The organism is Leuconostoc aquikimchii, from assembly GCF_040838325.1.
Classification (GTDB): Bacteria; Bacillota; Bacilli; order Lactobacillales; family Lactobacillaceae; genus Leuconostoc; species Leuconostoc aquikimchii.
The window spans coordinates 362,981-377,050 of the sequence record NZ_JBFPER010000001.1 but is presented as its reverse complement, the minus strand read 5'-3'; the positions used below and the strand labels follow the sequence as shown (position 1 = coordinate 377,050).

At 38.4% G+C, this 14,070-nt stretch carries 13 protein-coding genes and 6 tRNA genes; 1 reads left to right on the top strand and 18 read right to left on the bottom strand.

Annotated features, from left to right (window positions below):
- Positions 1-145: 145 nt before the first annotated feature.
- The 12 genes from AB3K24_RS01905 to AB3K24_RS01850 all read right to left on the bottom strand — a co-directional run bounded on the left by AB3K24_RS01905 (position 146) and on the right by AB3K24_RS01850 (position 12,748).
- Positions 146-1,399, bottom strand: a complete 1,254-nt coding sequence (locus tag AB3K24_RS01905; protein ID WP_367973533.1) for a peptidoglycan bridge formation glycyltransferase FemA/FemB family protein — start codon at positions 1,397-1,399, stop codon at positions 146-148.
- Between the two features lie 66 nt (positions 1,400-1,465).
- Positions 1,466-2,722 (bottom strand): LysM peptidoglycan-binding domain-containing protein, encoded by a 1,257-nt coding sequence (locus tag AB3K24_RS01900; protein ID WP_367973532.1) that lies wholly within the window; start codon positions 2,720-2,722, stop codon positions 1,466-1,468.
- Positions 2,723-2,936: 214 nt separating this feature from the next.
- Positions 2,937-3,287, bottom strand: coding sequence for an NlpC/P60 family protein (locus tag AB3K24_RS01895; protein ID WP_367973531.1), 351 nt, complete (start codon positions 3,285-3,287; stop codon positions 2,937-2,939).
- Positions 3,288-3,299: 12 nt separating this feature from the next.
- On the bottom strand, positions 3,300-4,448 hold the full coding sequence (locus AB3K24_RS01890; RefSeq protein ID WP_367973530.1) for a LysM peptidoglycan-binding domain-containing protein: 1,149 nt from the start codon (positions 4,446-4,448) through the stop codon (positions 3,300-3,302).
- 311 nt (positions 4,449-4,759) lie between these two features.
- Entirely contained in the window at positions 4,760-5,731 is a 972-nt protein-coding gene (locus AB3K24_RS01885; RefSeq protein WP_367973529.1) for a beta-ketoacyl-ACP synthase III, read from the bottom strand.
- 134 nt (positions 5,732-5,865) lie between these two features.
- Positions 5,866-6,552, bottom strand: a complete 687-nt coding sequence (locus tag AB3K24_RS01880; RefSeq protein ID WP_367973528.1) for a hypothetical protein — start codon at positions 6,550-6,552, stop codon at positions 5,866-5,868.
- 56 nt (positions 6,553-6,608) lie between these two features.
- Entirely contained in the window at positions 6,609-9,296 is a 2,688-nt protein-coding gene (locus AB3K24_RS01875) for a valine--tRNA ligase (protein ID WP_367973527.1), read from the bottom strand.
- 272 nt (positions 9,297-9,568) lie between these two features.
- Positions 9,569-10,579, bottom strand: a complete 1,011-nt coding sequence (locus tag AB3K24_RS01870; RefSeq protein ID WP_367973526.1) for an acyltransferase family protein — start codon at positions 10,577-10,579, stop codon at positions 9,569-9,571.
- Positions 10,580-10,655: 76 nt separating this feature from the next.
- Entirely contained in the window at positions 10,656-11,021 is a 366-nt protein-coding gene (locus AB3K24_RS01865; RefSeq protein WP_367973525.1) for a type II toxin-antitoxin system PemK/MazF family toxin, read from the bottom strand.
- Positions 11,022-11,058: 37 nt separating this feature from the next.
- Positions 11,059-12,186, bottom strand: coding sequence for an alanine racemase (alr, locus tag AB3K24_RS01860; protein ID WP_367975532.1), 1,128 nt, complete (start codon positions 12,184-12,186; stop codon positions 11,059-11,061).
- Complete coding sequence (gene acpS, locus AB3K24_RS01855) at positions 12,186-12,593, bottom strand: holo-ACP synthase (protein ID WP_367973524.1); 408 nt, start codon at positions 12,591-12,593, stop codon at positions 12,186-12,188. Before acpS ends, alr begins: the two co-directional genes overlap by 1 nt.
- The gene (locus tag AB3K24_RS01850; RefSeq protein WP_367973523.1) at positions 12,590-12,748 is read right to left on the bottom strand and encodes a hypothetical protein; all 159 of its coding nucleotides are present in this window, start codon (positions 12,746-12,748) and stop codon (positions 12,590-12,592) included. Before AB3K24_RS01850 ends, acpS begins: the two co-directional genes overlap by 4 nt.
- A 330-nt stretch (positions 12,749-13,078) precedes the next feature.
- Between AB3K24_RS01850 and AB3K24_RS01845 the strand changes: the two genes are divergently transcribed.
- Positions 13,079-13,285 carry a hypothetical protein gene (locus AB3K24_RS01845; RefSeq protein ID WP_367973522.1) on the top strand — a complete coding sequence of 69 codons (207 nt, stop codon included), beginning with the start codon at positions 13,079-13,081 and terminating at the stop codon, positions 13,283-13,285.
- Between the two features lie 165 nt (positions 13,286-13,450).
- Here the strand turns inward: AB3K24_RS01845 and AB3K24_RS01840 are convergent.
- The 6 genes from AB3K24_RS01840 to AB3K24_RS01815 all read right to left on the bottom strand — a co-directional run bounded on the left by AB3K24_RS01840 (position 13,451) and on the right by AB3K24_RS01815 (position 14,044).
- A tRNA-Leu gene (locus tag AB3K24_RS01840) sits at positions 13,451-13,534 on the bottom strand.
- Positions 13,535-13,564: 30 nt separating this feature from the next.
- Positions 13,565-13,637, bottom strand: a tRNA-His gene (locus AB3K24_RS01835).
- Between the two features lie 2 nt (positions 13,638-13,639).
- A tRNA-Trp gene (locus AB3K24_RS01830) sits at positions 13,640-13,713 on the bottom strand.
- Between the two features lie 89 nt (positions 13,714-13,802).
- Positions 13,803-13,876: transfer RNA gene (locus tag AB3K24_RS01825), tRNA-Asp, on the bottom strand.
- 2 nt (positions 13,877-13,878) lie between these two features.
- A tRNA-Val gene (locus AB3K24_RS01820) sits at positions 13,879-13,951 on the bottom strand.
- A 4-nt stretch (positions 13,952-13,955) separates the two neighbouring features.
- Positions 13,956-14,044: transfer RNA gene (locus tag AB3K24_RS01815), tRNA-Ser, on the bottom strand.
- Positions 14,045-14,070: the final 26 nt, after the last annotated feature.

The window sequence follows — 14,070 nt, the reverse complement described above, 5'->3', positions numbered from 1 at the left end:
TATACCATTAAAAATTAAACGGCTGCCATATGTTGACCAAAATCTATCATTTAATATAGTAATAAAAGCATTTTCCAACGAGACAGACTTATAACCAAGAAGTAAATCAAGTACACTTAAAAAAATATAACATTAATACAATAAATTATTTTCGACCTGTTATTTTTTTCAAAAGACGATATACCTTATATTTCATTGGTTTCACAGGTAATATAAAACTACCCGCAAGTTGCCTTGCTTCACCTTCAAATGCTGTTTTAAAACCTAATACCCCATCTGAACCATTGAATCGGCCAGAAATACCATAGAAATTATAATTCTTCAGACCGTGTGATACAGCCTTTTGGATCATTTTATCTTGGATTTGGTAAGGGGCATAATAGTCCATATACGTTTCATAGGTCCCTGAATACAAGTACGTCATTTCTTGTGGTTGTTCAATAAATAAAGCACCCGCCACCACGACTTCCTTTTGACCAGCTGTACGCATTTGTTGCGTTGCCTTATTAACGCGTGTGATATGATGTTGTTTTTGATCATCAAACTCTTGAAATTGCCGCTTAAACTTATCTTGCGTTGGATACTTATCAATTTTTAGTTGTATTTTAGCTAATTTTTGATTTAAGGCACTTATTTTTTGATTTTCTTCAGCAATATAAGTTTCAAAATTTAATTCAGCAAAAACAAACGTTGCGTCTTCACCATAAGTATCATATACCGTGTTGTAAAACGCTAAATCTTTATCATGATAATTTAATCTGTCAGCTGTTTTTTGTGTTAATGCTTTGAAGTCTGGTAAATCTTCTCGCGTTAGTTCACGTAGTTTGATGCCAAACTGACGATTCTTTTTGAGATAGTATTGCACATTTTTGCCATAAGATTGATTAATTGAATCTTTGTCAGTTAGGTTGGATAAATCTTTTGTATATTCCCATGTTGGCGAGCCTGTGGTCGACATGCCAAATTCAAATGGTTGGTGTTTAAATCCACGTGCTGCCATCAATTTCAAGAAACCATCATTTGGTGCTTTAATTAAATTACCCTTATTATCTGTTTTGACATAAGTGACATTAGGTTCCCATTGTATATAAAGCACCTTATGGTTTCTTGCAAATTTACGCACCTCACGAACAAAGAAAGCTAACAACATTGTATTGTCAAAATCTAATAACGGCCCACGATCAAATAAAAAAACAGGTCCTAACCTTGTCATTTCTGTCATAACAAGAGCTGCAGCAACAACCACTTCATTATCCTTCACTCCTAATAGAAATGGTTTATATCCACGTGCCACCAGCAAATTATATTGTGCGATTGATTGTGTATAGGTTCCTAGAATATGTTGTGCCTCAAAGTGGCCATACTCGTCTGGTGATAGTTCAGTAAAGTGCAACGTCATGAAATTATTATCCTCTATCTACTATTATACAAAATAAAAAACGCCTTGCGGGCGTTTTAGAAATTATTAGTATTGTCCAACATTTGATTCAGCAACAATTGTGCCACCAACAATACCAAAGCCAACAGATGATGCACGAGCGTTAGCTACCCACATACGATGACCTGGTGTACCATTAGTTACCATATTTGTTTCGTTATACCATGCTTCAACAACTTCACCAACACTCCAACCAATTGCAACCACTTCACCATTAGTGTTGAAATGATTTGTTGGTAAACCACCATTAGCAACAGCATTTTGAGCTCGTGCTTGGGCACGTGCAGACAAACCTGAATCCAAGCTTACCGGACTCAAACCTAATGCTGCGCGCTTGGCGTTCAAAGAGTTTACTAATGTTTGCGCTGTTGTCGTCGCAACAGGTGCTGGGGCTGGGGCAACATTATTTGTTGATACTGGTGTTACTTGATTCGTTGGTGCCGGTGCTGGTGTAGCAGCAGATGCCTGCTTTTGACTACCATTTGCTTGATAAGCGGCATACTCTGCAGCTGTCATATAACCATCTTGGTTAGCATCTGCAGCATTAATATATTTAACATCTTGTGCAGCAGGTGCTGGTGTTTGTGCAGCAGGTGCTGGTGTTTGTGCAGCAGGTGCTGGTGTTTGTGCAGCAGGTGCTGGTGTTTGTGCAGCAGGTGCTGGTGTTTGTGCAGCAGGTGCTGGTGTTTGTGCAGCAGGCGCTGGTGTTTGTTCAACAGGCGCTGGTGTTTGTTCAACAGGTGCTGGTGTTTGTTCAACAGGTGCTGGTGTTTGTTCAACAGGTGCTGGTGTTTGTTCAACAGGTGCTGGTGTTTGTTCAACAGGTGCTGGTGTTTGTTCAACAGGTGCTGGTGTTTGTGCAGCAGGCGCTGGTGCAAGATTTAATACTTGACCAATGCCAATGTAATTAATATTTTGAATGCTATTAGCAACTGCTAAATCGGCAACCGATATACCCTTTGATGCTGCAATACGATATAATGTATCACCGGCTTTAACTGCGTATGATCCAGCAGCGCCAGAATTGTTTGAAGGAGTCGTTTGTTGTGAGTCTGTTTTAGTTGATACTTGCGTGCTTAACTGTTGACCAATAAAAATTAAATTAGTATTTTTAATACCATTTGCTTTGGCTAACTCAGCAACTGATGTACCGTTTGCTGCAGCAAGTTTAGTTAGTGTATCACCAGATTTAACATTAATTGTATCAGCAGATACCGAGGTAACACCAGCAACGGCAAGAGCACCGGCAGCAACAGCTGATTTGATAATAGTAGATGACTTCATAATGGTAGTACACTCCTTAAAGTTAATTGACTAGTAAGATTTCTTAGATTATTGTTATTTGAGATTTCCTCAACAGTGATAAGTGTACCAAAATAGCATAACATATATGTTTTATAAATTTTGCACTTTGTTATCAAAGTAGTATTTATGTTACAAAAAAGCGTTTTGAACACTTTATGTTACTAAATAAACTCAAAATCATGTCATTTGTGTTTCAGAAAACACTTCCCACAAATTCCGGATACCAATTATCATTTAATATTTGTACTTTAACCATTGCATCTTTTTCAGTCACTGAAATAAAGTGCTTACCTCCAACATAAATACCAACGCTATAAGGGTGATCTGGTTTACCCCAAAACAGCAAATCTCCCGGACGTGCAGTTTCTATCTTTTTTAAATCATGCACTTCATGTACAAGATCAATAAGCGTTGGTGACCAAAGACTATTTTTATTGTTTGTTCCAATTTTAGATGTATTCATAACGAACGCAACAAACGCACTTGAAGAATGATAAGAATTCCCCAACTGCGTTAGTGCGACGTCAAGCCATTTGCCTGCCATAGAACGTCGTTATTAAAATTGACCAGCATTTGATTCGCCGACGATGATGCCACCAACGATACCAAAGCCTACAGATGATGCACGTGCGTTAGCAACCCACATGCGATGCCCGGGTTGACCGTTTGGTGTCATCATGTTAGTTTCATTAAACCATGCGTCAATAACAGTTCCAGTGGAGAAGCCATTAGCAACTACCTCACCATTTGTTGAAAAGTGGTTTGTTGGAATACCACCATTACTGGCTGCATCTTGCGCACGTGATTGTGCACGTGCAGACAAACCGGCGTCTAATGTAACAGGGGCTAATCCTAATGATGCACGTTTTGCGTTCATAGAATTAACTAATGCTTGCGCATCTGATGATGCTGCTGGAGCCGCTTGTGCTGGCGCAACATTATTTGTTGATACTGGTGTTATTTGATTGGCTGGTGCTGGTGTAGCAGCTGCTGGTGCCTGATTTTGGCCACCATTTGCTTGATAAGCAGCATATTCTGCGGCTGTCATATAACCATCTTTGTTAGTATCTGCAGCACTGTTATATTGAACATTTTGTGGTGCAGGCGTGGGTGTGCTTGTTTGTGGTGCTGGTGTGGCAGCTACATTGCCACCATTTGCCTGATAAGCATTATATTCAGTTATTGACATAAACCCGTCTTTATCTGTGTCCGCACCAGCAATATATGACAACTTTTCAGTTGTTGTTTGATTATTATCAGCTTGTTGTTCTGTTGCAGTAATAGTTGGTGCAACCGCTTGAGGCGTCACTTGCTTCAAAGATAATTCTTGCCCTGCTATGACGAGATCAGCATTTGACAAACTATTTAAACTAGATAATGTTGTTATGTTAACACCAGTTTGTTGTGCAACTTTTGATAATGTGTCGCCTGTTTGCACTGTATACGTCGTACCATCTGCAGAAACTGCTGAAGGTGTTGGTGCAGAAACTGTTAGCTTTTGGCCAGACATAATTAAGTTTTTATCAGTGATACCATTTGTTTTTGCTAGATCTTCAGCTGTTGTATTGTTTTCATGAGCGATACCACTTAAGGTATCCCCTGTTTGAACCTCTACAGTGTCAGCTGATACGGCTGCATGCCCGCCAACTAAGGTAGCAACACCAGCGGCTGTTGCTAATAATGTTTTCGTCAAGTTACTAGTCATTTTGATATAAGCTCCAAATATTTATATTTTATTATAATCATTAATTTTTAGACTTGTTGTTATACAAATCTTAATAACAGTTTTAAGTATATCTATTTTGTATAACATACGCATTGTTCATTTTTTTCAATTTTATAACAATATGTCATTTTTGTTACAAGGACAAAAAACATCATAGCGCTTGTCATTTGCGCATCTACAGTGACTTTTGTTTTTTAAAAAAATAAAAATCAGGTCAAAAATCACAAAATTACTGTGTTTTTAACCTGATTGACACTGATTATATTTAGTTAAAGGCCTTAATATTTACTTTAGAATTTCAATAATATACTGCCATAGGTAAATCCTGCACCAAATCCTGTTAGTAACACACTTTTACCACTCAAATTTACTGAATTGCGAAGTTCGTCAAGACCAATAGCAATGCCGGCGGAAGAAGTATTGCCATTATATATAATATTCGTTGAGAATTTGCTCATCGGTTCATTGAGTTCATTAGCAATATACTCAATTAATCTTAAATTCGCTTGATGTGGGATAAAATAGTCCACATCACTCGGCTTCATGTCTTTGCTTAATAGAAACGTCCGAATATGATGCGGTATTAAGTTAGTTACTTCATCAAAAACTTCATGACCCCGTTGCGAAAAAGCATCTGTCTTAGGATAATTATCTGGTGATAGTTTGGTTAAAGGTGCAATCCGGCCCGAATGAACAACATCAGCATTACCAACTGTGTTCATTTTTTCCCCTGCAACCACACTTCTTTGCATATCTGCAGTCATAACCACAGCGCCTGCACCATCACCAAAAAAAACGGTACTTGTTCGATCTGAAAAATCCATCATCTTTGAATTAACTTCTGCAGCAATGACAAGTACATTTTTGTAAACACCTGACCGAATAAATTTGTCTGCTGTGCTCAAACCAAATACAAAGCCTGCACAGGCTGTCATAATATCATAGGCCCAAGCATTTTTAGCTTTTAAATTACGTTGAACTAGCGCCGCAGTTGATGGTGCTAAACCGTCCGGTGTAAAAGTCGTGACAATAATTAAATCAATAGCTTCCGGTGCCATGTCAGCTTGTGCCAATGCTAATCGTGCAGCTTGTGTTGCTAAGTCACTGGTATTTTCACCTTGTAAAGATATATGACGTGTTTCAATACCCGTATGTGTTCGTATCCACGCATCACTGGTATCCATTATTTTTGCCAAATCAGCATTAGTCACTACGTCGCTTGGTACATAATGCGCGCTTGCCAGTATTTTACTTCCGGGCATGTGTTCCCCCTTCTAAACCTGTTAACTGACCTTCACACACAGCATGTTATAATAATCAGCATTATTATAACGTGCTTCTAAAGCCTGCGATATCAATCACTCTTATATTTATACTTCTATTATTTTAACGGATTTTATATATTACGCAAGCTATTTGCTGTATCTTCCCAGAGTAGTGTCTGTTGCACCGTATCAATATCATGCCAAATAAACGCATGATATACACTCATTGCTAACAAATCATTGCTTTCAAATTCAGCGTATACTACTTTTCCGACAGGTAATATACCTAACAAATCACGCCAAAGACCAAGCAATGTGGGCACATCATCCCCAAATGTCCAGCCGAGTTTAAAATCATTTTTGTCTTTGAAAATCAAAATCGCTGCGACAATATGTTGTTGTTCCAGGCGCACAATGCTGTACGCACCATCAAAACTACTATTATCAAATAACCACTTCTCATAGTTTATTTTCGGAGATGCTGGATTAGAACGATGAATACGTTCATAATGATCGCGCAGAAGCAGCAATAATTCTTGCCTTAAATCAGGCTCTAATTCATTTACAGTGACAACCGGCTCACCTTCATAATCACGCACGTTCAACTTGGCAAAATAGGTCGTGCCAATGATATTAAATCCCCTATCTTCCAAAAATCCTTGTGTAATTTGATCATATACTTGCGCAACAAGTCCTTTATGGCTTGACGCTGCTTGCGTTTGTAATCCCCAAACCGTTTCTACATCCATATCTGCGACTTGTGTTAGAACGTAATTATTTGGATGATTTTGATTTATTTTGTAAAATTCAGCCATCATATTTTCAGCACCAATTTTAAAAACAGATCAACTAACTGAGTGCTTACCATAAACACCTACTTTGCCACTTGCAAAGCACTCAAGCGTTCCTGTGTTGCAACTAATTTTGCTTGCCAGTCAGCAAGTTTCTGCTTTTCAGAAACAACCACAGCTTCCGGCGCTGAATTGACAAACTTATCATTCCCAAGCTTACCTTCAGCGCGCTTCACTTCACCGGCGAATTTTTTAACTTCACCAGTCAAACGCGTAATTTCTTCATCGATATCAATTAGTTCAGCCAAAGGCACATAAATTTCAGCACCAGAAATAACTTGTGACATAGCCAAGGCTGGCACCTCAATTTCTGAAGAAATTTGCAATGATTTTGGATGTGCAAAACGTTTAATGTAATCAGCATTATCATTAAAAACATTGATCAATTTGTCATCAGTAGTTTTAACCAATAAATCAATTTCTGTTGACATCGGTGCATGTGCTTCAGCACGAATATTACGCACTGCAATAATTAAATCTTGCAGGGATTTAAACGCCGCTTCAGCTGCTTTATTTTCTAATTCAGCATGTACGACTGGATATCGTGTCACAGAAAAATCAACATTTTTCCCAACTTGATCAGGCATTTCTTGCCAAATCGCCTCCGTCACAAACGGCATAATTGGTTGTAACAGACGTAACGTTTGATCCAATACATAGGCCAATGTCTGTTGCACAGGTGCTTTATCAGCATGTCCATTCAGCGCCTCTTTGGTCATTTCGATGTACCAATCGGCAAAATCCGACCAAATAAAATTGTACAATTCACGTCCTGCTTCACCAAATTCAAATTTATCAAAATTACGGGTGACGTTTTCTATTGTGGTATTCAATCGTGACAAAATCCATTTATCACCCAATGACAATTTGTCTAAATCAGGCAATTTAGCTGGCGTGTTGTCATCTAAATTCATAATAACATAACGTGAAGCATTCCAAATTTTGTTAATGAAGTTCCAAGCAGCATCCATTTTGTCGTAAGTAAAACGCACGTCTTGACCTGGTGTTGAACCAGTGGCCAAGAACCAGCGTAAGGCATCTGCCCCATATTTTTCAATGACATCCATCGGATCGACACCATTCCCCAACGACTTAGACATTTTCCGTCCTTCGCCATCACGAATTAGGCCATGAATTAACACATTTTTAAACGGCCGCTGCCCAGTGAACTCTTTTCCTTGGAACATCATACGCGCTACCCAGAAAAAAATGATATCATATCCTGTTACTAATGTATTCGTTGGATAGTATCGTGCAAAATCACCATCTTTTGTATTCTCTGGCCAGCCCATTGTTGAAAATGGCCATAATGCTGATGAAAACCACGTGTCTAATACATCAGGATCTTGCTTCCAACCAGTACCCGAAGGTTCATCCGTGCCAACATAAATTTCTTCTTGATCTGTCCCTTTATTCTTGTACCACGCTGGAATTTGATGTCCCCACCATAGTTGTCGCGAAATAACCCAATCACGAATGTTTTCCATCCAACGTGTAAACGTATCTTCAAATCTCGCAGGCACAAATTCAACTTTTTCATCAGCATTTTTTTGCATGTCCAACGCTTGTTTAGCCAATGGCGCCATTTTAACAAACCATTGTGTTGACAAACGTGATTCAACAGGAACGCCAGTACGTTCTGAATGGCCAACTGAATGCACAATAGGGTCAACCTTTAACATGTAGTTTTCAGATTCGAGGTCAGCTACAATTGCCTTGCGTGCCTCGAAGCGCTCCATGCCACTGTACTTGCCTGCTTTATCATTTAGATGTCCATCATCAGTCATCGTGTTAATGCGTTCCAAATCGTGACGGTTTCCCACTTGGAAATCATTTGGATCATGTGCAGGTGTAATTTTCACCATACCCGTACCAAAATCTTTTTCAACGTATTCATCAGCAATAATTGGGATTTCACGACCAACAAGTGGCACCATGACAGTTTTACCGATTAAGTCTTTATACCGTTCATCACTTGGATGTACAGCAACCGCAACATCACCAAACATTGTTTCTGGACGCGTTGTCGCTATCTCAATATAATTCTTACCATCAATTGTCGTCCCATCAGTAAATGGATACTTGACATGGTAAAAGGCACCGTCATCATCTTGATAAATAACCTCAATGTCTGATAAGGCAGTTCTTGCTTGCGGATCCCAGTTGATAATATATTCTCCGCGATAAATCAAACCCTTTTTGTATAAATCAATAAATACTTTGTTGACTGCTTTATTCAAACCATCATCCAAAGTAAAACGTTCGCGATCAAAATCTAGAGACAACCCCATCTTACCCCATTGTTTTTTAATCGTTGCTGCGTATTCGTTCTTCCAATCCCAAACTTGTTCAACGAACTTTTCACGACCCAAATCATAACGAGAAGTTCCCTCGGCGCGTAAACGTTGTTCAACTTTAGCCTGTGTCGCAATACCCGCATGATCCATGCCCGGTAACCACAGCACATCCATGCCTTGCATTTTTTTCTGACGAATAATCATGTCTTGCAAAGTTGTATCCCAAGCATGTCCTAAATGTAACTTGCCTGTGACATTGGGCGGTGGAATAACAATTGCATAAGACTCGGGTTCATTTTTTTGAATAGCCTGATTTGACTCCGGTGCAAATAACTTCTTTTCTTGCCACTTATCATAGCGCCCTAACTCAACTGCAGTTGGTTCGTACTTAGTTGACATATCAATTTCACGCATACTTTTCTCCTTTTTAATTATGGTTACACTTAAAAATCGTCCTAAAAAACTAAAATTAGGACGATTTTCACCGTGGTACCACCTGTATTGTCGCTGATACACAAATATCAACAACCACTTTATCTATTTATATTTTAACACTTAGTAACCTTGGGCATTAACATCACCGAATTTCCACTAGCATCAGTTCTCTGTACACGTGTTTGCTTAATCCTCTAAGATAACGCTAATGTTACTAGAAAATTATGCATTCGTCAAGGCTTTATTCATTATTATTTCATGCGCTTAAAGTAGTCATCAGGATAAAAAATAAGATGCACCAAAAATAATTTACGAGACAAATAAATGACAAAAATACTGATATACCAACAAATAACTAGTGTACTAATGACTAGCAAGCCATACGGTGGTACACCTAATTTTAGAATTAAAATGCGAACAATTGACGCAACTGGTGCATGAACAAGATAAATAATTAAAGAATAAGGCCCAAATTTTATAAAATAGCGTGCGACGACACCATTTTTAACATGTGAAAATAGATAAAAAAATATTGGTATGCTTGTAAGTTTTGAAATAAAATTTTCTTGTGACATCATGTCTGTATTGAACCAAGTGCCACCCTGCCTAGATTGCCAAAAAATACTACCCAAAAATAATAAACTACAGACTATTATGACCCATTTATTGTCAAAAATTAACGGATTTTTTTTAAATATATAACCTATATAAAAGCATCCCAGCCACATAAATAAACTTTTAATTGGATAAGGAAGATTTGAAAATGGCATCACGCTATATAATAACAAACCTGCATACAATATTATTTGCCAATAAGGCGGCATATGAATAAGATGCATTATTCCCACAAATACATAAACTAGAAACAAGACATATAAATACCATAAGTAACCTATTGGCATCACATAAATTTGTGTTAAATCATGCCATGAGTTGAGATTATGGACATCAGGACTAACATGCTGCAACATAACATACACAATTGAAAATATGACATATGGCACGGCTAACTTAATTAATTTTTCACCTGATTTTTTTAAAAGCTCTTGTGCACTGGGTAACGGTTTGTAGACATATCCTGACAAAGCAAAAAAAATGGGCATCACGATTGTAAATAGCATATCCATCGTAAGTTCCGAAAACACGTCAAATTGATGATATATCCCCGTTTTATAAATGCCCTCAACGACATGGACTATGACCACCAAAAATACCGTCATACTCTTTGCTAGATCTAACCACATGATCCTCTTTTTAGCCACGTTTGTCTCCTAATTAGTTATAGCAACAAAAATAGGGATAATTATGAATCGCTTATAAAAATTGATCATAAAAAAACTACTTGAGTCCAACACTAATTCTTAATGCATGCGCAACTTGTTGCATTTCAGAAGAGGCAGCATTAATATGAGCTATTTTGTCGCGTAGTCGTCGTTTATCAATCGTTCGCACCTGCTCTGCTAAAATAACAGAATCACGCTTCACGCCTCCCATATGCGCTGGTAGTAAAACATGCGTCGGCAACTTTGGCTTCGATATTTGTGATGTTATTGCAGCAACAATAGTCGTTGGTGAATTTGCGTTGCCTACATCGTTTTGCACAATCAACACTGGTCGAACACCAGATTGTTCTGAACCAATGCCTTGCTTCAGATCCGCATAAAACACGTCACCTCGCATCACTGCTTGATATTCTTCTGTCATAAAATGTCCCACTTACTATGTACGCGCCGTAGCGCTTTTAATCGTATATTCTTGGTAATCTTGCGCTAAATGTTGTTGAAATTTCATGTGGAATTGTATCAGCATACTCTGCAAACTCTTCGACAGTTATTTCTTCCTGACCATCTCGTCCAATCAACGTTACTTCCGTATCAACAGGATATTCTTTATTTAAGGATATAACAATTTGATCCATTGTTATACGTCCAATAACATGCTCAACATGCCCTGCAACTAATACCTTCATACCAGCCATGCGTCTCAAGTAGCCATCTGCATAACCAATTGGTAAGGTCGCAACCCATTGTGGCTTTTCTGCCGTATAAGTTGCACCATAGCTAACTGATTCTCCAACACCCAATTCGTGAACAAACCCAATTCGTGATTTAAGTGATAATACATTTTTTAATTGAATCGGCATCTTGAGTTTAGGTGCACCAGGGTTATAACCATAAAGTACCGATCCCACACGTAACGTTTGGATATCAATTTCTTTTGAATGCCATAAAGCTGATCCAGAGTTCGCTAAATGCCAATACTTGTTTGGTATATTTGCTCCTCGTACCCAGTTATAAAAATTAGCAACTTGTTCATCATAATATTGTTGATTACTATCATCCGCAGTAGCAAAATGTGTAAATACACCCCTAAGACGTAACTTATCTGAAGATTGAATGAACGCATACATTGCTGTAACTTGTGATTGAGAATGTGCTCCCATACGTCCCATGCCTGTATCAATTGCTAATTGTACATCTAAAACTTTACCTTCAGGTATCGATTTAACCGCTTCTTGTAACCAACTTAAATTACCAACTGCTGGAGATAAATGATAGGCTAACATGATATCGACAAACGACACGTCTTGCACGCCTAATAGTAGTATCTGAAAATCATCATACGCAACTTCTTGCCGCAATAAAGCTGCCTCAGCAATTGTTGCGACTGCAAAATCACGCACACCAATGGCATACAAAGCTTTCACAGTCGCTACTGCACCATGCCCATAGGCATTAGCTTTTACAACAGCAATCAATTTCTTCGCACCAGTATATTGCATGATTGTTTGCGCATTTTCTTGAACATTTTTTAAATTAATTTCAATCCAAGATGGTCTAGTGCGTAAGATATCAATTTTTTTATTCATCATAAAACCCCACGTTTAGGAAAAAATTTTAAACTCATTCGTTCCCATATCGTCAAACGTTCAATAACTACCACTGTATTAACTCTGTCACCGCTGTGTGTAATGGCCACATGTGTTTTATACAAAAAATTTTTGACATGCATAATTGGTCGCCCATTATGCGCATTTAAAATTTCTATATCATGCCAATGTACTTTTTCACCAATACCAAATCCTGTTGCCTTAGAAAAAGCTTCTTTGGCAGAAAAGCGCCCTGCAATAAACTCATTATAATGTTTGCCTTTACGTTTAGCAGCCTGTTGACGTTCATTTTCAGTTAAAATAGTGTCAATAAATTTATTTTTTTGTTCAACAATTATGCCCACACGACTGATTGACTCTGTATCATTTCCAATTCCAATTATCATGTCTCTATTGTATCAAAATGTGTCGATTTCACCAAATCATGATTTTTCGGATGATTAATGTCATATGTTAATAAATCGTTCAAATCTAAATATACACCCTTTACCATTAAAAAACACAACAAAGTTGTAAACGTACTATTCCTCTTATCATTCATGCGAATATCTCCTAATTAGTTAATAATAAAATTGTAAATTATATTCGGATTTAACACAATGAAAATAGCCTAACGTGTCGTCTTTTTGGCATAGTTGGTCAATATTGTTTATAATGACTTAACTTATTGATAAATAGCGTAAAATTACATATGTTAGATTGTAAAATATAACCGAACATTTATACAAAAAAGTTACAGAGGCTTTAATGGTAATTAACTAAAATTAACCATAAAGGATCTGCAACTCTTATCTAATTTATCATCTCAGGAACGTTTTACCATTCAAATTTTGCTTAGAATTCACTATTCAATGCGTGCATCGCGCACTTTTTGAAACGCTCACCAACAATGATTGCTTATACAATCAAGCGCATGTCGCCTTATAATGCTCAAATAGCAGTTCAAGTATCCGAGCAATACAAGCATCGACGTGGTCGTCATAACAGTTTAACACCTGAAATTGCCATCTTTTTCATTGACCTTGACGCGTCTGAAGTGGATACCATGCAATATGTAACACACGTGACGATGTGTTAGTTAATTACTAAACAATTAAAGCTACCACCAGGTTATTCGTCATGACAGTGACACCCGGCAAGTATTCAGTTAATTTTTGTAATCTGTCCTACGCATCATAAATAAAAGCAAAATTTATAAAAATTAAAAAGGTTGTAGTATCTTAACGATACTACAACCTTTTTATGCCGTCGGTGGGAGTCGAACCCACACGGTGTTGCCACCACTGGATTTTGAGTCCAGCGCGTCTGCCAATTCCGCCACAACGGCAATTCAATTATAAAGCGTTTAAGCTTATAGGGCGGTAGAAGGGGATCGAACCCTCGTATGCTGGATCCACAAACCAGTGTGTTAACCACTTCACCACTACCGCCATGGCAGGGATAGAGGGAATCGAACCCCCATCAACGGTTTTGGAGACCGCTATTCTACCGTTTAACTATATCCCTACAATCATAAAATCAGCAAAAGCTGATATAACATGGTAAGGAGTCGCACCTCACGTAACACTGGCCTGTTCATGTTTGTCAGTAATTAGCGGTCGCAGCGGGGCTCGAACCCGCGATCTCCTGCGTGACAGGCAGGCGTCCTAACCAACTGGACCATGCGACCAATGGACGCTACAGGGATCGAACCTGTGACCCCCTGCTTGTAAGGCAGGTGCTCTCCCAGCTGAGCTAAGCGTCCATAATGGAGAGGAAGGGATTCGAACCCTCGAAACAATTCCTTGCTTACATAGTTTCCAACCATGCTCCTTCGGCCAGACTCGGACACCTCTCCCGATTCTTCCTTACCCTCGTGTTACT